We start from the raw sequence: 17,578 nt of genomic DNA, 5'->3' as shown, positions 1-17,578 counted from the left end.
CTCAGAAGGCGTGGGCCACGAGGTCGCCGAAGAGGTCCTGGGCGTCGACGTCGAGACCGCGCGCCCGGAACCACGTGCACATGTGGTTGCCGAATCGCACGCGGTCGAGCGGCCGTGTCGGCGCCGCCGCATAACTTGGCGACCATGCCGGAGACGACCACATCGCTGACTGATGAGCTACGCGAGATTCTTTCGTTCGAGCGTGGCTGGTGGAAGTACGCCGGCGCGAAAGAGACGGAGATCCGACACCGATTCGACATGAGCCCGACCCGCTACGCGCAGGTGCTCCTCGGCGTCATCGACCATCCCGCCGCGATGGCAGCCGACCCCACCCTCGTGCGGCGCCTGCAGCGCCTCCGCGATGGCCGACGGGCGCAGCGCACCAGACTGACCTGACCTCGCGAGTAGCGACTACTTCTGGACCACGTCGACCAGGACGAGAGCGGCGAGCAGCAAGCCCGCGATGATGATGGCTCGGAGCCATCCAGGGACCTGCTGCCACTGCTCCATGGCGAGCAGTCTGCCTCACGTCCGCCTCTGTGCGTCCGGTTCTGCGGTGAAGTCACGAGCGAGTGCGCGTGCAGCGGCGAGCTGTTCGATGTGGTCTCGGCGGAACCAGCGTCGTCGGCCGACCATGGCGTGCGGGATGGTGCCGCGGCGGGCTGCGGCGTCGACGCCGGCGGTGGTGATGCCGAGCATGATCGCGACGACGGGCGAGCGGAGCCAGACGTGCTCGTCGTCGGGCGGGCCGGCGGCGGCCTCGCTGGCGGCACGGCGCTCCTCGGCAGCAGCGGCTTGAGCGGCGCGCTGCTCGGCCCGTCGGGCACCCCATGCTTCGACGGAGGTACGGAGCAGAGCGGGGTTGGCGCGGTGCGCCTGGCGACGTTCGATCTCGCCGGCCTGCGCGGCGCGCCAGACGGCGTGGTGGTCGGTGCCGGTCAGGGCCGCGGCGTCCTCGTAGGAGACCCAGCGGGCCCGCTCTTCGGCCTCGGCGTGGACCGAGGTGGCGGTGAAGCGCCAGCGGCCGTCGACGGGCTCGCCCTCAATGTGACCGTGACGCGCGAGCCAGCGGACCTGCTGGGGTGAGCGGTCGAGGATGGCGGCGGCCTCAGCGCTGGTGAGCCAGCCGTCTTCGTCCGTCACGAGGGCGAGGATGCCCGCGCCGTTGTTGGCTACACCTCGGGGAAGCTGATGCGGTCGCGCGGCATCCAGGCCTGCACCGTGGCCCAGCCGGTCGGCCACCGCTCGGGATAAATCACCAGGCCCTCCCAGCCGCCGTCGCCGGTCGCACGCCACTCCAGGAACATCCCGGGGCGGAAGACGCCGCCGGAGTCCATGACGTAGGCGTGGCGCACGGTCCCGATGTCTGAGGGCGTGACGTTGCTGCCGCCCGGTGGGCGGCGGGACATGTCCTGGCCCGTGCCGTGGCCGAGGCTGCTCACGTCGACCTGGTGCCGATCTTCGAGACCGACGTCAGCACCGACTCGAAGGGGGTCGCCTCTATCAGCTGCTGGACCATGTCGGTGTAGTCGATGCCTTCGACGGTCAGGCTGGTCACGCTGGTCATGTCGCCGGCGATGGGTCGGTACCTGCCGGTGATCTTCACGGCTGGAAGGTACGCCCGGGGCTGGGGCAGCGCTATGGCCATCAGCCCTCGACGACGCGCACCGAGAGCAGTACCTGGCCCCCGGGGGTCCGGTCGCGCAACTGCTGCACGAGCTCGGCGTGGTCGGGGCCCTCGACGGTGACCTCGTCGGAGAGGGCCATGGTGTCGTTGGTGGGTCGGTAGGCGCCGGTCATCTTCATCTTCCGAACGGTAGGCGCCGGTGCCGACAGTCCGACTTGGCCGGAATCAGCCGGCCACCTCTCGCGCGCGAACAGCATCCTGCGCTTTACTGTCCGGCGTGAGCAGCGACCTCGAGCCTGCCGATCACGAGACGCTGACTCAGTACGTGTTCGCTGGCGATCCACCCCGTCGGGAGCCCCGACCCGTCGACATTGGGCGGCTCTCTGTCATCCGAGGGCGCCTCGACGTGTCGGCTGCCGGTGATCTCGTGAGGAAGAACGGTCTCGTTCACCTCGGCGACTCAGTTCGGCACGCGACGGCCCGATCCCTACGTGACGCAGGGTTCGTTGTGGAGGCGACGCCGACAAGAAGGAATCCCGCCCACGCCTCCGTCAGTTACGAAGAAGGGGAGTGGGACACGGCAGCTTGTGCAAGATTCGATTCGTGTTTCGACACCCCCAGTGCAACACTCGCGAGAGGAGGAAGATTTTGAACACTCTGAAGAACGTCCTGCCGGTGCAGACTGGCAAGCGGCCGTGGGAGCCGAGCGACCTCGTTACGGTCGGCGAGGTACTCAACGAGTACGACGTGCCGCTGACCGGGCTGCTACACCACTTCGGCGGCACCTACCTCTTCACCAACTTGATCGATGCCGGCGAGAACTCCCTGTGGGCTTACGTGGCACTCACGGAGTCAGACCTGAAGAGGCTCCTCGAGTCTTACGGTCCCAAGGAGCAAGACGCAGCGGTCGAGGCGATGCTGAAGAACCGTTGTGTGACCATGGCAACGGCATCAAACTTCGAGATTCGACAGATCCTCACCCTCGATGCCGGCCTCGAAGGGTCCCTGGAGTTGGCCCAGCGATTTATCCGCAGCCTCTCGACCCAATTGAAGCGAGACACTGAGGAGACGAAGGCTTTGGCTGGCGACTCCGGCCTAGTCGACGCCTAGCGTCTGATCGCATCCGACGGCCCTTGACCGACACCGGTCAAGGGCCGTCGTGCGTCACTATTCCTACGACCGACATGACAAAGCGCCCCCGCCGCCCGTGCGTGAGGGGTGGCGGGGGCGCGTCTGGGCGCGAGCGGGTCAGGCGACCCGGGCGGGCGCGATCTCGGTGTAGGCCAGCATCGAGGGGCCCTGGTCCTGCTCGACGACCGGAAGCACGGTCCCGGCCGGCGCGGTGGCGGCCTCGCCGGCGACGACCTGGCCGTCGGTGGTGGTCCGCGCGATCACCTTGGCGTTCGGGGTCACGGCGTACCGGGTCCACAGCCACTGCACGACCGGCCCGACGACGACCACCACGGTGGCGACGGTCTCGGCGTCGAGGTCGGCGGCCCACCCCAGACCCAGGGAGGCAAGCAGCGCGAGGACCATCGCGATGGCGCGCACGAGCGCCGGCTCGGCCTGGGCCTTCGTCAGCTTCTTTCGGCGGCCGCCGCGGGCGCGGCGCTTGGGCGTGGTGGTCATCGGTGCTCCTTGCTCGAGGTGGTCAGCCAGATGGCGCGCACGCGCCAGCGGATGCGCAGGGCGTGCTTGTGGTCCGAGCGAAGGCGCACGCCGGCGACGGTGTGCACGACGTCGGTGTCGAGCACCTTGATGGCGCCGCGGACGACGACGTTGTCGATGCGGTGGCCGTTATGGACCTTCCCGCCGATGCGGCGGGCGAGGACGTCGGGGTTCGGCCCGGCGTCGCCGGTGACGGAGTTGGTGTCGCCGGTGGCCATCCGCGGGCGCAGCCGGGACAGGGCCCGTCGCGCGCGGCCGCCCTCGACGCGTGGGCGCATGACCTCGGCGACGGCGTCGAGGCCCTCCTGCTGCAGCCCCTCCCAGCCGCGGGCGTTGCGCGGCGGCTGATGCCACACCAGCCGGCCGATGCGCCCGAGGCGGTAGAGCATGAACGAGCGGGCCTCGTGGGTCCCGGGGCCGTGGGTGCGGGGCCAGGTGCGGTGCAGGTCGATCCACGACGGCCCGGCGGCGGGCAGGTCGTCGCGGACGTAGGCGGCGACGTTGGCGCGCTCGCGGCGCCGCTTGCCGCCGGTGTTGCGCAGCAGCCGGTAGCCGGGCAGGTCGGGCAGCCGGTTGCCGACGCACTCCACCAGGTCGATCGTGGCCGGCCGGGTCGAGGCGATCGCGCGCAGCTCGCGGGCGACCTGGTCGTCGGCGCGGTGGTTGTCGAGGTTGTAGAACCACGACACCTCGGTGCGCCTCGTCGCGATCGTGCGGGCGGTGGCGACGAGTCGCCGCAGCCACCCGGGCGCGGTCTTGCGCCGGCTGGTGCTCACTCGTCGGCCTGGTCGACGCCGAGGGCCTCGGCGAGCTCGTCGAGCTCGGTGCGGGTCAGGGCGCCGTCGCGGCGGCCCTTGCGCGCGAGGCGCTGGGCGGCGGTGATGGAGCGGGCGCGGGTCTTCTCGCCCTGCGCGACGACGGTGGCCTTGATGTCGGCGACCTCCTCGCGCACAGCCTCCGAGACGATGGTCTTGAGCTCGGCGGGGGTGTAGGGCATGTCGTCCTCCTGGGTGGTGACGCCCCATGGGGCGGTCGAGTCGTAGCCGACCGCCGCGGTCGCGACGGAGACGTGGCAGTGGTGGTCGTGCGGGTTGGAGCCGGTGTAGGACCGCCAGACCCAGCCGTAGGAGGCCGAGGCGATGCGGCGGTTCCAGATGACGTAGGCACCGGCGCCGAGGGCGGGGTGGCCGCGCAGGGCCAGCTGGCGGATGGCCTCCGCGATCGCGCCGGCGTCGCAGCCGTCGGCGGGGTCGTGGGTGAAGTCGCGGGCCCGGACCACCCCGACGCCGTGGGAGTCGATGACCCAGGGGTTGTGGTCGCTGGTGCGCGACGCGTGGGCGGCGTCGCCGATCGAGCCGTCGCTGATCTTCGAGCGATTCGGGGCGGAGGCGTTGATCTCCGCGAGCAGGGTGTCGAGCGAGCGTGCGACGCGCCAGAACATTAGTCCTCCCACACGATCTGGGTGGCGCCGCCGTGGCCGTGGATGGCCTCGGGGCCGGCCATGTCGGCCCACACGACGGTCGAGCGGTGCTCGCCGGCGATCCAGTGGATGACGACGGTGCCGTCGGTGAACTCGACGCCTTCGGCGACCCGGCCGGTGCCAGAGACTCCGGAGACGTCGGTGTCTCGCTGCAGGTGGAAGCGGCGCACGGTGTGCTCCTCGTGGTGGTGGGTGGGCATGACGGGGTGGCCCGCGCGCCAGATGAGGCGGGCGAGCAGGAGACGCGGGGTCAGGGGTTGGCGGGGTCGGGCTCGGTGGCCAGCGCGCCGGGGGTGCGGCAGTCGAGGCTCACCCCGCCGGCCTCGCCGATGGTGAAGCCGGCGACGTACTGCCCGTCGGGACAGGAGTAGGTGCCGGGGTTCGCGGTCCCCGCCGGCCCCTGGGGGCCCTGCGACCCGGCAGGTCCGGCGGGGCCGGGGACGGTGGAAGCGGGACCGACGGGGCCTCGGCAGGCGGCCAGGCCGAGCTCCTCGACGCACGACAGGCCGGTGGGGCCCGGGACGGTGGAGTCGTCGCCGTCGCGGCCGGGCCGTCCGTCGGTGCCGGGGCGGCCGCGGGGGCCGGTGTCGCCCTGGGGGCCGGCGGGGCCGGTGGTGCCGCGGCAGGCGGGCAGGCCGAGCTCCTCGACGCAGGAGGCGCCGACGGGGCCGGGGATGAGGGTCGCGGTCGGCTCGTCGCCGGCGTCGATGTCGGCCTTGACCTCCTCAGCGCGCTGGCAGAGGTCGGCGCGGGCCGATCCGTCGTCGCCGGGGTTCTCGGTGCACTCCGCGAGCAGCTGGTCGACCACGGAGGCGGTGACGGCGGTGGCCTGGTCGCGCTCGACCTCGCGCTGTCCGGCCAGCAGCCAGGCAGCACCGAACCCCGCGACCAGGACCAGGAAGGCGACGGCGGCGAGCCAGCCGGCCCGAGCGCGGTGACTGCGGATCATGGGATCTCCTCGGGCTTGACGCCCTCTTTGATGAGCATCTGGCGAAGGACGTGGATCTTGCCGAGCGCCTCTTCGAGCGCGCCGGCGTGGGACTCCTTGAGGTCGCGGATCTGCTCGCGCAGGGCGTCGACCTTGCGGTCGAGCTCGGCGACGCGGTCGTTGCCCTGCTTCTCCAGGGCGTCGCGTTCGGCCTCGACGCGGATGCGCTTGTCGCGCTCGGTCTGGGTCTCGGCTCGGGCGCCGGAGACGTCCTCGGCGCGGGCCTTGCGGATCTCCTTGGAGGCCAGCCACAGCAGCGCGGCGATGGCGACGAGGAAGCCGTAGGGCCCGGAGTAGATGTCGCCGGGGATGGAGGTGGGGTCAGTGACCAGCGCGTGCACCCGTCGTGCTCCCGTCGCGTCGTGGGAGTGGCCGCATGACGAGGGCGATCGCTCCGTGCCAGATCACCGCCCCGAGTGGCGCGACGAGTTGCCCTGGGCCGGCGCCGTAGTCGACGACCGAGGAGAGGGTGGTGAGGCTGATGCCGACGTAGATGGCCCACAGCAGGCCGTGGCCGCACCAGACGGGGAAGTGCTGGCGGGCGGCGTAGGCGGCCAGGAGCGCGGCGTTGCCGGCGATGAGGGCCAGGCCCCAGGTGTGCAGGCCGACGGAGTTGTCCAGCATCAGCTGGGACACGGTGCCGGGCTCGCGGATGAAGGCCCAGTCGACGCCGCGGAGCAGCGAGAGTGGCAGGAAGAGCAGGGTGATGGTCAGGACGAGCTTGGCGGGCAGGCTGGGGGGCTGCAGGTCGCCGCGCATTGGTGGGGTCACTGCCCGGGGCGCGCGCAGGTCTCGCACTCGCGGGTGCAGGGGTAGCGGGCCGCGGGGACGGGGTCGCCGAGGGTGTAGGCGGTGAGCATCTTGGCCAGGTTCAGCGCGCCGTTGGCGGCGGCGTCGTGGAGGGCGGCGCGGGCCGCCTGGTCCTCGTCGCTGGTGGAGGAGATGAATGCCGCGATCGCGGCGATGGTCTCGGCGTCGAGGATGGCGTCGAACTCGACGCCGCGGTTGTCGATGAGCAGGACGACGGCGTCGGTGAGGTGGGCGAAGGAGTCGTAGTTGACCGAGCGTCGAAGGGGCCCGGGGACCAGGGTGGTGGTCGGCTCGGGCTGCGCCTCGTCGGGGGTCTGCTCGGGGCTGGGGTCGGTCACGGGGTCTCCTTGGTGGTCGGGGTCAGGCCGCGGTGATGCCGGCGCCAGGGGTGGACTCGAGGGAGTCGTCGGCCTTGGGGATGGAGGCGATGACGTCGGCGAAGTTGCGGGGCACCATGCCGAGGGGGTTGAGGGTGATCTGGCCGGATCCGTCGAGGTAGTCGGTGGAGCCGATGACCACGTCGACGACGCTGGAGCCGGCGCCGTCGGGGGTACGGACTCCGAGGAGGCGCACCATGCGGCCGGCGGTGACCTGGGCCAGCGAGGCGCGTTGGCCGCCAACGTCGCGGAGCTGGGCGGAGGTGACGGTGAGGCCGTTGGTGATGGAGAGCCGGGCGCCGGTCTTGGCGAGGATGCCGGTGGCGATCGCTCCGGCCTGGGCCGAGGTCAGCAGCCCGCGGTCGGTGAGGTCGACGAACAGGGTCGCGCGGCCGTACAGCGCGGCCTGGTCGGGTGCGGAGGCCAGGGCGGTGGCCCATGCGGAGGGCGCCGAGGGGGTCCCTGAGACCGCGGAGACGTAGTAGCAGTAGACGTGGGTGGCCCAGTCCTCGTCGGTGCGGCCCAGGGAGGCCACTCCGGGGGCGATGACAAGGCTGGGGACGGTGGGGTCGGCCTCGAAGCGCAGGATCCCGTCGGCGCGGACGGTGGCGCGGGTGCTGGTGGACGTCGCGGCCGCAGCGATCGCAGCGTCGAGGTACTGCGGGCCCGTGGCGGGGACACCGGTGGGGGCGTCGCCGTTGTAGGTGATCTTGAGCCCGTCGACGATGGCCTGGGTGATGCCGGTGTTGACGCTGCTGGTGGGCTGGTTGGCGCTGGTGACGCAGAGGTAGCGCGAGGCGTCGCTGAGCGGGCCGACCGCCAGACAGGCGGAGGTGTCCTCGCCGGGCTCGGAGAGTCGGCCGTACCAGACCCGGATGATGCCGTCGAAGATCTCGACCTCGGCGCCGCGGCGCAGCACGGGGAAGGAGAACGCGCCGGGTCGCTGGGAGATCGACCACGATGCCTCGAGGCAGCCGCCGTCGGCGCCGTGCTTCCACCGCAGGTCGCTGACCTTCGTCAGGGCGTGCAGCCAGGTTCCGTCCACGCGCACTCGTGCCACCGCTGCCTCCTAGGACTCGGGGTGGGTCAGCCACCGCGCCCAGCCGCCAAGCTGGACCAGGGCGTCGAGGGCGTTGGTGGTCACGACGAAGATCTGGTTCGACCCCGGGGGGAACTGGTGCTCGTCCCAGATCGCCACGGTCCCGTCGACCCCGCGGGCATCGGAGCGGTCGGCTTGGGTGCCGACGTAGGCCGCCGGGTAGGGCAGGGCGGGGGTGGCGGCGTCGAGCCACAGCCGGCTTGAGGACCCGCCCGCTGCCGGGGAGCCGGTGCCGCAGTCGATCATCGACAGGTGGGCGGAGCCGTCGTCGGGGAGGTAGAACAGCCACGCCTCGTCGACCTCGACGGTGCTGGAGCCCAGATCGAGAGCGATGCGGACCAGCGCGGAGGACCCCTCAGGCACCGCAGTGGGCGGCAGGACGAACGACCCGACGGTGACGAACTTCCAGTTCGCCCCGGTGGCGGTGCCCGGCAGCAGTACGTCGACGGACCGGGTCTGGGCGGGGGTCATGTCGACGCCGTTGATCCTGGTGGTGGCCGTGGCGATGACCTTGACCGTCGAGCCGGAGGTGGTGTTGCGGCGGACCTTGACGATGAGCTGGTAGGGGCCTGGGGGCAGGGTGCTCGCAGGAACGTCGTAGGTCTGAGCGGATGCCCGGCTCTTGCCGGAGATCAGAGTGGAGTCGCTGCTGGTCGAGTTGACCCCGTACAGCGACAGCGCCGGCACGTAGCCGTTGGCCAGCTCGGGGCAGGTGTAGGCCAGCACCATCCCCAACGTCGAGGTCAGGTGCGAGATCTGCAGCGAGCCCGGGGTGCGGGCCGAGCCAGGGACCTCGACGGTGGCGACCTTCTGTCGCCGGGTGCCCAGGGTGGGGCCCTGGTTGGTCTTCGTGACGTTGTCGAAGAACGCGGTCACCGACGGGAAGGACGACCCGCCGTTGTAGACCGAGATGTCGGGCTCGAACTCGAACACCGTCACCGAGGGGTCCGGGCACAAGAACAGCGTCCGGCTGTAGCCCGGCGCGTCGGGCGAGTTCACCGTGGACAGGCGGGTCAGCTCGGAGCCGTCGGCGTAGGCCTTGAGCGGGCGCACCGTGCCGCCAGGGGAGCTCTCGATCTTCCAGTCGACGTAGATGTAGGGCGTGGTGCTCATGTCGACCTGGCCCGTGCGGCGCGCGCGGCCGTCGCGGTCGTGGTACTGGGTGCTGTACGTCGTCGAGCGACGCATACTGACCGGCATCCGGATTGCTCCACTGACCGAGGTCACGGTGACGCCGTCGATCGACGCCGACCACCCAGCCGCTGAGGTGCCCGCGTCGACCACCGTGGTCACCGGTGCGGCGGCCGAGGTGGCACCCTCGAGCAGGAACGGATTGACCGAGCGGGCGAAGGGCAGCGCGCGGAACGTCACCTCGTAGTTGCGGCGCCCCCACAGCACTTCGGCGAGGTCCCAGTCATCGGCCTCTGCTGGAGCGGCGTCTGCCCAGACCACGTCGAAGATCGCCGGGGCGCCGAACCCGTCGGCCGGGGTGTAGAGCAGCGCGGAGATCTCGGCCTGGCACTGGCGGTATATCGCGGCCTCGTAGGCCGCCATCTTCGCCCCGTCGATCCCGTGAAGACAGAGCAGCACCGTCAGATCGCGGTTCTCGTGGCGAGTGATCCGCTCAAGCGCCCCGTCCTGCAGCAACGAGGCCACCGCCTCGACCACCGGCACCGGGCGACCCCGCTTGACCGAGTAGACGTCGACGCGAACCTCGCCCGATGCCAGCGACGGCTGAGCCTGAGGCGACCAGTCGAGGTCGCCCCACGTCAGGCCCCAGGTCTCGTGTGTCGTCATCGACGGTGCCCCCTTCTGCGGTGCCCGTTCGCGGCGGCACCGTTGACCTTGTCCCCGACGTCCTGAGCGTTCTGCTTCTGGCCGTCGCGGTTGGACTTGTCGGCCTTCTCGATGGCCCGCTCGACCCTCCGCAGATCGGCGCGCACACCGCGCACGACCTCGGTCTGACGGTCGTAGGCCTTGCGGTTCTCCTTCAGCTCGTCGCCGACCACAGCGAGCGCACCGGAGTCGCCGGCCTCGCCGAGGACGTCCTCGCGCTTTTTGTAGAGCCGGTTGAACTCCCGGAGCTCCGCGCCCGACATCGAAGCGGCGGCCGCAACCTGGTTGTTGTCGATGAGGTACCGCAGCGCGCCATCGCCCAGGAACCGGTCGATCTGGGCGATCTGTCGCTGCTCCTCCTTGGCGGCCTCGATGTCGGCTCGAAAGATGTCGGCCGGGCTCTGCGTGACCCCGAGGGAGGCCTGCACCGACGCCTGGGCGCTGGTGAACGCGAGCAGTGCCTCGGTCGACATCTGGGAGTAGTTCTCAGGCAGCGCGAGCCCGGGCACGTCGGGGCGGGCGAAGACGTCGGAGCGGTGCCTGTCGGCGATGGTCTGCGCGATCGACTCGCGCTCCTGCCGCAGAGCGTCGAGACGCTCCTTGATCGCGTCGCGCTCCTTCTCCTCGCGCTCAAGCATCTTCTCGAGCAGCTTCTGTCGCGCCGACAGCTCGACTCGCAGTCCGCGGCTGCTCCCGGCGACGCCCATCGCGAACTCGCGCAGCTTGTCCGCGGCACCGCCGAGGGCCTCCGCGACCTCATCGCCCTGAGAGCCGGGCCGGCCTGCCGCGTAGCCACTCGCTGGGCTGTACGTCTGCGAGGCGTACAGACCGCCCGTGGCGTGCCAGACCACGCTGCCGCCGAGCTCGTTCGCGGTGAGGTTGAGGATCTCCTTCGCCCGTCCGCGCCGGTGGTCGTTGGCCAGCGGGATGTAGGCCTCGCCCTGGGTTTCCGGCTCACCCCACACCCGGGTCAGCGGCCCGCGGTAGAGCTCGGCCTCGTGTGCGTTGGGCCGGTCGAGCCCGCCCATCGCGTAGGCCACCGAGGGGAAGTAGTTGCCCTCAGCCGACTTGCCGAAGAACCGGCGCACCGTGTCGATGTACATCGTGAAGACGTTGCCGTCGACCGACTGCCCGGCACGCTTGGCCTCCGCCGCCGCGTTGCGCGCGCCGGTCGCGTCGCCGTCCATCTGCGCGAGCGCGCGGTACCCGTCGAGCCACAGCAGGTCGGTGCGAACCTGGCCGCTGCTGCGGAAGAACCGTGCCGGGTCGAGGTCGGCCTTCGGGTTGGCCCGCTGCCCGTCGAGCTCCTCCAGATCGCGTCGCACCCGGGCGGCCTGCGCCTCAGCGGCCCGGCCGTCGACATTGATCTTCGGCTTCGGGTGGGTCAGCCCCAGGTCGTCGAGCTTCGCGATGAGCCGCTCGATCTCGGCACGCGCCTGCGGGCCGGCGCCCTTGGCCAGCTCGCTCAGCGAGCGACGAGCCCCGGCGAGGAAGTCCTCCCGCAGCTCGGGGCTCTTGATGGCCTGGGCGACCTGCGCGATCCCGCGGGCGGTGGCGTCGAGCTGCTCGACGTCCTTCGGGCCGAACCCGTTCTTGAGGCCCTTCCCGAAGTCCTTGAGCGACTCCTCATAAGCACGCACCGCGGCGCGCTTGTCGAGCCACCCGTTGAGCTCGGCCAGCGCCGTGGAGAACTGCTGCGCACCGCTCGCCGCGGACCTGGCACCTGCGCCGGCCTCGCGAAAGTCGCCACCGAGCTCGCCCGCGGCGTCACCTGCGAGTCGGGCTGAGTTCTCGGCGCCGGCGAGAGCGTCGCGGTACTGCGGGAGCATCCCGAGGAGCTGGCTCGTCTTATCCGACGACAGGCCCATGTCGCGTGCCAGGGCCGCGAACGCCTCGCCCGCGGCCGGCGCGCCGCCGGTGGCCGCGATGTTCGCGAGGGCCGCGTCAATGGCCTCGAACTGCGCCGTGGCCTCGTCGACCCGGGAGTCGGAGCCCAGGAACGAGAACGACTCGTAGACCTGGTCCTGGAACTGCTGGGCGTAGTTGGCGTCGGTCAGCCGCGCGAAAGACTCCCCGAGGTTGTCGAACTCCCCGCCCAGCTTCGCCGGCGCGCCGGAGTTGCTGAGGTCGAGGAGCTGGCTCGTCACGCCGTTCAGGCCGGTGTCGAGCCCCTCGAACTGGGTCTGGAGCGAGTCGACCACGGCCAGAGCGGCCAGGGTCGCGCCAGCCACTCGCGCGGCGGCAGCGACCTTGTCGAGGCCGCCGCTGGTGCGCTCGGCGCCGATGCCGACCCGGTCCAGGTTGGTAGCAAGCGCAGTCGACAGCGACCCGCCGATCGCGGCGGCCCGGTTGAAGGTGACCAGCGCGGCGGCCGCAACAGCCAGCGGGGGCCCCACCGGCGACGAAGCGATCGCGCCCAGCGCGTCGACGAACATCGTCAGGACCGGCACCACGTCGCTGCCGAGCGGCGCGGTCGCCTCGACGATGCTGGCGACGGTCTGCACCATCGACCCGAGCAGGTCGATAACGAGGGGACCCGACTCGCGGATGTAGCCGACGAAGTCCTGAAAGCTGTCGTTCTCGGAGAGCTGGCTACTCCACTCCGCGAAGGACTCGGTCATCTCGACCATCCCGCCGGAGAAGTCACGGGCGACCGGGGCGAACCCCACGATCAGGTTCGCGATGCCCTCGGTGACGTTGCCGAACGACTCGCCCAGATCGCGCAGCGTGGGCGCGGCGTCGGTCTCGAGGTAGTCGAAGAACTCCGTGTAGCCGTCGCCGGCCAGCCCTTCGCCCGACTCACGGGCCAGCTCACCCATCGCCGACGCGAGCTGGGAGACGATCGAGGTCACCTCGGGACCGCGTGTCAACAGCGCGTCGATGCCGTCCTCGAGCCCGGGCAGCAGCCCAGCGCGCGCGGCCATCTGCAGCTCGGAGAGCTGCGGGGCGATCTCCTGCAGGTACCGCACGAACTGCGCACCAGCGGGACCGAGCTTCTCCATCTCGACCCGCATCGCCTGCAGGTTCTCGGCGGTCGGCTCGAGGCGGGCCTTCTCGACGGCCTTCATCGCGTCGCCGAGACCCCGCATCGCCAGCACAGTCACCCCGACCCCGCCCGCAAGGGCCGCGAACTGGCCCGTCAGCGCGACGAGGCCGCCCACTGCAGCAGCACCGAGAGGCACCACGGCGGGCCCGAGGGTCACCAGCAGGTCCCGGGCGATCGTGAGGCGCCCCGAGAGCTTGTCGACCTCCTTGCCGGCGCCGTCGGCGCTGCGACCCAGGCCGTCGACGTCGCCGCTGGCCTTGCGGCTCGACTCGCCGACCCCGTCGATCGCCTTCGAGCCCTTGATGCTGGTCCCGTCGACCTTCCGGATCGCGGCGTCCAGCTCGAGGGTCTTCGCGATCGGCTTGTCGAGGCGCTGGCTGTACATGTCCTCGAGCTGCAGCAGCACCTTCTCCAGGCGAGTGGCCACGGGTCGCCCTCCTTCGTTCGGGGGTGCTCGACGGCCACACGCCGGGGCATGTGGGTCAGGCGGGGCTCGGGGGCGTGCGGGGTGCCACCTCGGCGGTGAAGGCCAGGTCGTCGGGGGCGTAGTCCTGGTCGGCGACCCACACGGTCACGCCGTCGCTGTGGTGGTACGGGAACCGGTCGCTGCGCTTCTCAGCCCACCGCGTGAAGGTCCCGTCGTGGTAGGGCCGGTCCTCGTGCAGGCGCTGGTACTTCGCCAGCGCCGCTGCCCGCTCCATCGAGGCCTGGCACACCCGCAGGTGAGGGAAGAACGGGCGCTCGGGGTCGGAGCACTCCTCGACCGGGCGGCCGCAGTGAGCGCACTCGCTATGGCGGCGCTCCTGCTCGGCAGTCCACCGCGCGATCCACCAGCCCTGCTCCTGCTCGGGCAGGGCGTACCACTCCTCGGTGGTTCGGCCGAGGGCCGCGGCGAGGTCTAGGTCGCGCTGGAGGTGCGGATTGCGCTCGAGAACCTCTCGGCTTTTGGGTCGGCGACCAGCCCCCGGTTCAGGTTCAGCGCGCTGATCCACAGGGTGTCGAACTGGCCGGCCGAGAGTCGACGCAGCCGCTTGCGGAACGCCGCCTCGGAGTCGAAGACCGGGCCCACCACGGTGCGGTGCGTCTCGTCGTCGGGATCGACGAAGTGCAGCAGCGCCTGGGGAAACGTGTCGGTGTTGACCATGAACCCGCGGTCCTCGGGGTGGACGACCTCGACGGCGTTCCCGTCGGCATCGGTCTCGCTGCTCTTGCGCGGCAGGTGCTCGCGCAGCAGCTCACGGAACTCGACGTGCCCGATCGTCTCCACTATCCACGCCTCGGCCCGCTCGGCAGCCTCGTCGGCGAACGCCGCGTAGGCAGCCTGGGCATCGATCAGCGCCAGCGTCTGGTCGGCGCCGGTCTCCCCGGTGTCACCGCGCCGACGCGGGGCAGCGGGCACGAGATCGGCCCGGTGGGCGTTGCGCTCGGCGATGCCGACCTTCGTGCGCAGGTCGACGAGCTGCTCCATGTCGCCGTCGGTGTAGATCAACACGGTGTGTCGCATAGGTGGTCCTTCGCTCTGGGCGGGCCCGACAGGGCCGACAGGTGGTGCACTCCCCGGCGCGGCTGTCGGACCCGCGCCGGGGAGTGGTCTTGCGGTGGGCGCTCGCTCAGGCGATGAGCGGGCGCAGGAACGCCGGCTGCGCGGTGATGGCGAAGCCGCACGTCGCGGCAGCCTCGCCGGTCTCCCCGGCGCCGGCCTTGGTCGGCATCGAGGGGCCGAACGAGTTCGGGAAGACATCGACGAACTGGCCGATGGCGAAGTCGATCTCCTTGGCCACCGCCAGGCGCCGCACGAGGAACCCGTCGACACCACCGAGGAACAGCTCCCAGGCCTTCTTGCCCGGGGAGGCCGCGGCGGCCTGCGGCGACAGCGCGTAGAGCATGTCGCCCCCGCCGAAGGTGGTGGTCCCGATGCGCTCGTACTGCGCGGTGTCGCCCTTGCGGCGCTCGGCGGTGACCCGGTTCGTGCTCTGGGTCGGGTCACCGGTGGCGTCGAAGAGGATGTCGGTGATGTCGAGGGCCGAGGTCGCGGTGACCTCGGTCAGCTTGGGGGTCTGGATGTCCGCGATCGCGGGGACCCAGATCCAGTTCTCGCGACCGTAGGTGACGGCGGGGTCGGGCCGCATCGGCTTAGGCACTGGCGTTCTCCTTGGTGGTGTCGGTCTGCTGGCCGTCGGTGTCGGTTCCCGACAGGGACTCGGCTCGCTCGTCGTCGGCGCTCAGCGCGGCCGCGAGCTCCTTCTTGTTGCGCGGGGCCTCCACGACGACGAACTGCTGCTCGTCGCCTCGGGCGTCGTTGCGGCGCTCGACCTCCTGCTCGAGGTCGGCCTTGAGCCACGTCATGTAGCCCTCGGCCGGCTCGCTGGCAGCGGCGGTGGCTGCCTCGTCGGGGGCGACGGCGTAGACCGGGGCCAGGGGCTCCCCGGTGAGCGGGTCGATCGCGTCACCGGGGAGCTCGGTGTACGCGCCGTGCGGGAGGGCGCTGCGGCGGATGGTGCGCTGGTGGCCGGTGTCGTTGTCGAGGACACGGACCCAGGTGGAATCGGGCATGCGGCTGCTCCCCTTTCAGGGGCTCGGGTGGTGCGGGACGGTGGGTCAGAAGGTCCAGGTGTCGGAGCCGACGAACAGGTCGCCGTCGGGCTCCGTCGCGGTCGAGGACTCGAAGGCGATCGGGCCGAGGTCCCCGGGCAGGATCTGCTCCTCGAGCGCGGCACGGACCTCGCCGCGGAAGTCGCTGACCGTCGCCTTGAGCGCTGCGGCGTACTGGGTCGTGATGCGCCCCGCGCTCACGGTGACGATGCCGCTACGCCGCGTTGGGGCAACGAACCGGCGGTACAGGCTGACCACGATCTTGTTGCGGGGGTCCTTCGCGGCGGTGTCGGAGTCGACCGCTCGCGGCCGCTCGGGGTAGCGGGCGTTGATCGCTGCCACCACCGCCGCGAGCTGCTGCTCCTCGGTCAAGGGGCTCACCACAGGATCCGGCCCATCATCTGCTGGACCTCCTGGCCGAACGAGGGGCCGATGACGTCCTGCGAGCGCAGCAGGTTGTGGTGCGGTACCGTCTGGCGCCCGACCGCGTCCTCGAAGCCGGTGGCCATGCCGCCCTGACGGCGAGCGACGTCGGGCCCGTACTCGGCGCTGTAGGTCGCGGTGCCGAACCCGACGAACGTCGGGCGGGGCTCCCATGTGAAGGCCCGGTGGTAGTGCTTGCCGGGCTTCCCCGCGCGCTCCCGGGCCGACTCCTTGGCCAGCATGTTGCCTGCCCGGGCACCTGAGTCGACGACCTTGCGGGCCTCGGCGGGCAGCTTGCGGCGGCTCTTGGCCATGTCGCCGGCCAAGCCGGGCAGGCCGCTGCTCATCGATGCGCGCACGTCACCACTCCTCGGGTCGAGCGACGGCAACGACGGAGACCCTCAGCGCGGTGGCGAGGTCTTCGCCGTCGGCCTCGACGACGCGGAGTACTAGGCCGGCGTGCTCGCCGGCCTGGATGTCGACGTAGTCGTTGTCGCGCAGGTTGGACGTCCCGGCGGGGAACTCCGCCATCCGGGCTGCGACCTCGAACTCGACCCCGCCGACGGTCTTGGTGGTCGAGGGGGAGGAGGTCCCAGCGCCGGAGAGCTGCATCGGCAGGTTGGTGTGCTCGTCTGCCCAGACCGGCACCCGCACGCCGTCTCGGGCCACGGTGTCACCGGTGGGGCGCCGCACCCGCACCCGCGACCGCATGAGCTGCTCGCGGGCCAGGCGCCGGCGGCGCAGGATCCCCTCGACGTTCACCCGCCGAGACCCACGACGTAGACGCCAGGGGCGGCGTAGGCGGTCGCCACGGGCCGTAGCAGGACGTACTCGGCCGGGGTGATCTCGAGCAGCCCCGAGGCGGCGGCCTGGTCGGGCTCCCAGGAGACGTCGTCGGCGCTCTCACGCTTTGATCCGTCGAGGTTCTTGAGCACCCGCAGAGCGGCCTGGGCGAGCACCTGCACCACGTCGGCGCGGAGGTCGTCGGCTGCGGGGGTGCCAGCGTCGAGGCGGGTGGCGATGTCGGGGACGTTGCGGCGGACCATGCGCCAGGCGTCGGCGAGGAACGTCTCTGCGTTGACCGTCTCCTGGGGGTTGAGGGAGCGCCACCGCTTGGTGACGTCGGCGGGGGTGGCCGGGTTCTGCATGGTGACGCTCCCTTCCCGGGTGGTTGAGCTCGGTCAGATGAGGCGGGTGGCGCCGGTCTCGACGTTGCGCTCGACCTGCACCTCGGTGCCGTCGGGGCGCTTGGCGGCGTAGGTCTCGACCCGGTCGTTGCTGGTGTCGCGCTCCGCCACGGTCTGGGTGACCGGAACGACGCCGTTGACGGTTCCGTGTCCCGCGGCTGCGGCGGCGGCCTTGTCCGGGCTGACCGTGCTGGCGATCTCGGTCGGGTCGGTGGTGTCGGCCGGCCCGTCGCCGGGGGCCGTGGTCGAGGGCTTGCTGGTGTCCTCGTCGAGCCGGGTCTCGCTCGGGTTGGTCGAGGCGTCGGCGGCGGCGACGTCGGCGTCGAACTTGGCGACGGCCGCGCGCTTCTCGTCGGCGGTGCCCTCCGAGGGCAGACCGCGCTCGTTCAGGGCGGTCTCGAGGTCGTCGCCGGTCAGCTTGGTGGTCATGCTGTTCTCGCTTTCG

The 17,578-nt window shown here is 71.3% G+C and carries 26 protein-coding genes; 2 read left to right on the top strand and 24 right to left on the bottom strand.

Annotated features, from left to right (window positions below; all coding sequences use genetic code 11):
- Positions 1 to 144: 144 nt before the first annotated feature.
- Positions 145 to 396, top strand: coding sequence for a DUF3263 domain-containing protein (locus LPA27_RS05915; RefSeq protein WP_228941863.1), 252 nt, complete (start codon positions 145 to 147; stop codon positions 394 to 396).
- Between the two features lie 129 nt (positions 397 to 525).
- Here the strand turns inward: LPA27_RS05915 and LPA27_RS05910 are convergent, their stop codons facing one another.
- The 4 genes from LPA27_RS05910 to LPA27_RS05895 are packed head-to-tail and all read right to left on the bottom strand — an operon-like array spanning position 526 to position 1,806.
- Positions 526 to 1,242: a helix-turn-helix domain-containing protein gene (locus LPA27_RS05910; RefSeq protein WP_228941862.1), complete on the bottom strand. Its 717-nt coding sequence runs from the start codon at positions 1,240 to 1,242 to the stop codon at positions 526 to 528.
- On the bottom strand, positions 1,173 to 1,442 hold the full coding sequence (locus tag LPA27_RS05905; protein ID WP_228941861.1) for a hypothetical protein: 270 nt from the start codon (positions 1,440 to 1,442) through the stop codon (positions 1,173 to 1,175). Before LPA27_RS05905 ends, LPA27_RS05910 begins: the two co-directional genes overlap by 70 nt.
- The gene (locus tag LPA27_RS05900; protein WP_228941860.1) at positions 1,439 to 1,606 is read right to left on the bottom strand and encodes a hypothetical protein; all 168 of its coding nucleotides are present in this window, start codon (positions 1,604 to 1,606) and stop codon (positions 1,439 to 1,441) included. Before LPA27_RS05900 ends, LPA27_RS05905 begins: the two co-directional genes overlap by 4 nt.
- Before the next feature lie 41 nt (positions 1,607 to 1,647).
- Positions 1,648 to 1,806 (bottom strand): hypothetical protein, encoded by a 159-nt coding sequence (locus tag LPA27_RS05895; RefSeq protein WP_228941859.1) that lies wholly within the window; start codon positions 1,804 to 1,806, stop codon positions 1,648 to 1,650.
- Positions 1,807 to 2,230: 424 nt separating this feature from the next.
- Here LPA27_RS05895 and LPA27_RS05890 point away from each other — a divergent pair, with 424 nt between their 5' ends.
- Positions 2,231 to 2,737, top strand: coding sequence for a hypothetical protein (locus tag LPA27_RS05890; protein ID WP_228941858.1), 507 nt, complete (start codon positions 2,231 to 2,233; stop codon positions 2,735 to 2,737).
- A 138-nt stretch (positions 2,738 to 2,875) separates the two neighbouring features.
- Here the strand turns inward: LPA27_RS05890 and LPA27_RS05885 are convergent, their stop codons facing one another.
- The 20 genes from LPA27_RS05885 to LPA27_RS05790 form a co-directional block, all read right to left on the bottom strand.
- Entirely contained in the window at positions 2,876 to 3,256 is a 381-nt protein-coding gene (locus tag LPA27_RS05885; RefSeq protein WP_228941857.1) for a hypothetical protein, read from the bottom strand.
- Complete coding sequence (locus LPA27_RS05880) at positions 3,253 to 4,071, bottom strand: hypothetical protein (protein WP_228941856.1); 819 nt, start codon at positions 4,069 to 4,071, stop codon at positions 3,253 to 3,255. The genes LPA27_RS05885 and LPA27_RS05880 overlap by 4 nt, the downstream gene beginning before the upstream one ends.
- Positions 4,068 to 4,736, bottom strand: a complete 669-nt coding sequence (locus tag LPA27_RS05875) for a hypothetical protein (RefSeq protein ID WP_228941855.1) — start codon at positions 4,734 to 4,736, stop codon at positions 4,068 to 4,070. Before LPA27_RS05875 ends, LPA27_RS05880 begins: the two co-directional genes overlap by 4 nt.
- Positions 4,736 to 4,975, bottom strand: a complete 240-nt coding sequence (locus LPA27_RS05870) for a hypothetical protein (RefSeq protein WP_228941854.1) — start codon at positions 4,973 to 4,975, stop codon at positions 4,736 to 4,738. Before LPA27_RS05870 ends, LPA27_RS05875 begins: the two co-directional genes overlap by 1 nt.
- 50 nt (positions 4,976 to 5,025) lie before the next feature.
- The gene (locus LPA27_RS05865; protein WP_228941853.1) at positions 5,026 to 5,724 is read right to left on the bottom strand and encodes a hypothetical protein; all 699 of its coding nucleotides are present in this window, start codon (positions 5,722 to 5,724) and stop codon (positions 5,026 to 5,028) included.
- Complete coding sequence (locus tag LPA27_RS05860) at positions 5,721 to 6,104, bottom strand: hypothetical protein (protein WP_228941852.1); 384 nt, start codon at positions 6,102 to 6,104, stop codon at positions 5,721 to 5,723. Before LPA27_RS05860 ends, LPA27_RS05865 begins: the two co-directional genes overlap by 4 nt.
- Positions 6,085 to 6,522, bottom strand: coding sequence for a hypothetical protein (locus LPA27_RS05855; protein ID WP_228941851.1), 438 nt, complete (start codon positions 6,520 to 6,522; stop codon positions 6,085 to 6,087). Before LPA27_RS05855 ends, LPA27_RS05860 begins: the two co-directional genes overlap by 20 nt.
- An 8-nt stretch (positions 6,523 to 6,530) precedes the next feature.
- The gene (locus LPA27_RS05850; RefSeq protein ID WP_228941850.1) at positions 6,531 to 6,911 is read right to left on the bottom strand and encodes a hypothetical protein; all 381 of its coding nucleotides are present in this window, start codon (positions 6,909 to 6,911) and stop codon (positions 6,531 to 6,533) included.
- 22 nt (positions 6,912 to 6,933) lie between these two features.
- Positions 6,934 to 8,010 carry a hypothetical protein gene (locus LPA27_RS05845; protein ID WP_228941849.1) on the bottom strand — a complete coding sequence of 359 codons (1,077 nt, stop codon included), beginning with the start codon at positions 8,008 to 8,010 and terminating at the stop codon, positions 6,934 to 6,936.
- Positions 8,011 to 8,019: 9 nt separating this feature from the next.
- Positions 8,020 to 9,846 (bottom strand): hypothetical protein, encoded by a 1,827-nt coding sequence (locus LPA27_RS05840; RefSeq protein WP_228941848.1) that lies wholly within the window; start codon positions 9,844 to 9,846, stop codon positions 8,020 to 8,022.
- On the bottom strand, positions 9,843 to 13,358 hold the full coding sequence (locus LPA27_RS05835) for a hypothetical protein (protein ID WP_228941847.1): 3,516 nt from the start codon (positions 13,356 to 13,358) through the stop codon (positions 9,843 to 9,845). The genes LPA27_RS05840 and LPA27_RS05835 overlap by 4 nt, the downstream gene beginning before the upstream one ends.
- A 55-nt stretch (positions 13,359 to 13,413) precedes the next feature.
- Positions 13,414 to 13,632 carry a hypothetical protein gene (locus tag LPA27_RS05830; RefSeq protein ID WP_228941846.1) on the bottom strand — a complete coding sequence of 73 codons (219 nt, stop codon included), beginning with the start codon at positions 13,630 to 13,632 and terminating at the stop codon, positions 13,414 to 13,416.
- A gap of 197 nt (positions 13,633 to 13,829) precedes the next feature.
- Complete coding sequence (locus LPA27_RS05825) at positions 13,830 to 14,423, bottom strand: hypothetical protein (protein ID WP_228941845.1); 594 nt, start codon at positions 14,421 to 14,423, stop codon at positions 13,830 to 13,832.
- Between the two features lie 118 nt (positions 14,424 to 14,541).
- A complete protein-coding gene (locus LPA27_RS05820; RefSeq protein ID WP_228941844.1) occupies positions 14,542 to 15,072 on the bottom strand; it encodes a hypothetical protein in 531 nt (176 codons plus the stop codon).
- The gene (locus LPA27_RS05815; protein WP_228941843.1) at positions 15,065 to 15,484 is read right to left on the bottom strand and encodes a hypothetical protein; all 420 of its coding nucleotides are present in this window, start codon (positions 15,482 to 15,484) and stop codon (positions 15,065 to 15,067) included. Before LPA27_RS05815 ends, LPA27_RS05820 begins: the two co-directional genes overlap by 8 nt.
- Positions 15,485 to 15,529: 45 nt before the next feature.
- Positions 15,530 to 15,904, bottom strand: coding sequence for a hypothetical protein (locus tag LPA27_RS05810; RefSeq protein ID WP_228941842.1), 375 nt, complete (start codon positions 15,902 to 15,904; stop codon positions 15,530 to 15,532).
- A complete protein-coding gene (locus LPA27_RS05805) occupies positions 15,901 to 16,305 on the bottom strand; it encodes a hypothetical protein (RefSeq protein WP_228941841.1) in 405 nt (134 codons plus the stop codon). Before LPA27_RS05805 ends, LPA27_RS05810 begins: the two co-directional genes overlap by 4 nt.
- Before the next feature lies 1 nt (position 16,306).
- Positions 16,307 to 16,708 carry a DUF6093 family protein gene (locus LPA27_RS05800; RefSeq protein WP_228941840.1) on the bottom strand — a complete coding sequence of 134 codons (402 nt, stop codon included), beginning with the start codon at positions 16,706 to 16,708 and terminating at the stop codon, positions 16,307 to 16,309.
- Positions 16,705 to 17,094, bottom strand: a complete 390-nt coding sequence (locus LPA27_RS05795) for a hypothetical protein (protein WP_228941839.1) — start codon at positions 17,092 to 17,094, stop codon at positions 16,705 to 16,707. Before LPA27_RS05795 ends, LPA27_RS05800 begins: the two co-directional genes overlap by 4 nt.
- 33 nt (positions 17,095 to 17,127) lie before the next feature.
- Positions 17,128 to 17,562, bottom strand: a complete 435-nt coding sequence (locus LPA27_RS05790) for a hypothetical protein (protein ID WP_228941838.1) — start codon at positions 17,560 to 17,562, stop codon at positions 17,128 to 17,130.
- Between the last annotated feature and the right edge of the window lie 16 nt (positions 17,563 to 17,578).

The organism is Nocardioides sp. Leaf374 (assembly GCF_916862475.1).
GTDB lineage: Bacteria > Actinomycetota > Actinomycetes > Propionibacteriales > Nocardioidaceae > Nocardioides > Nocardioides kribbensis.
Note: the sequence above shows the minus strand (reverse complement) of the source record. Positions and strands in the feature narration are given on the sequence as shown.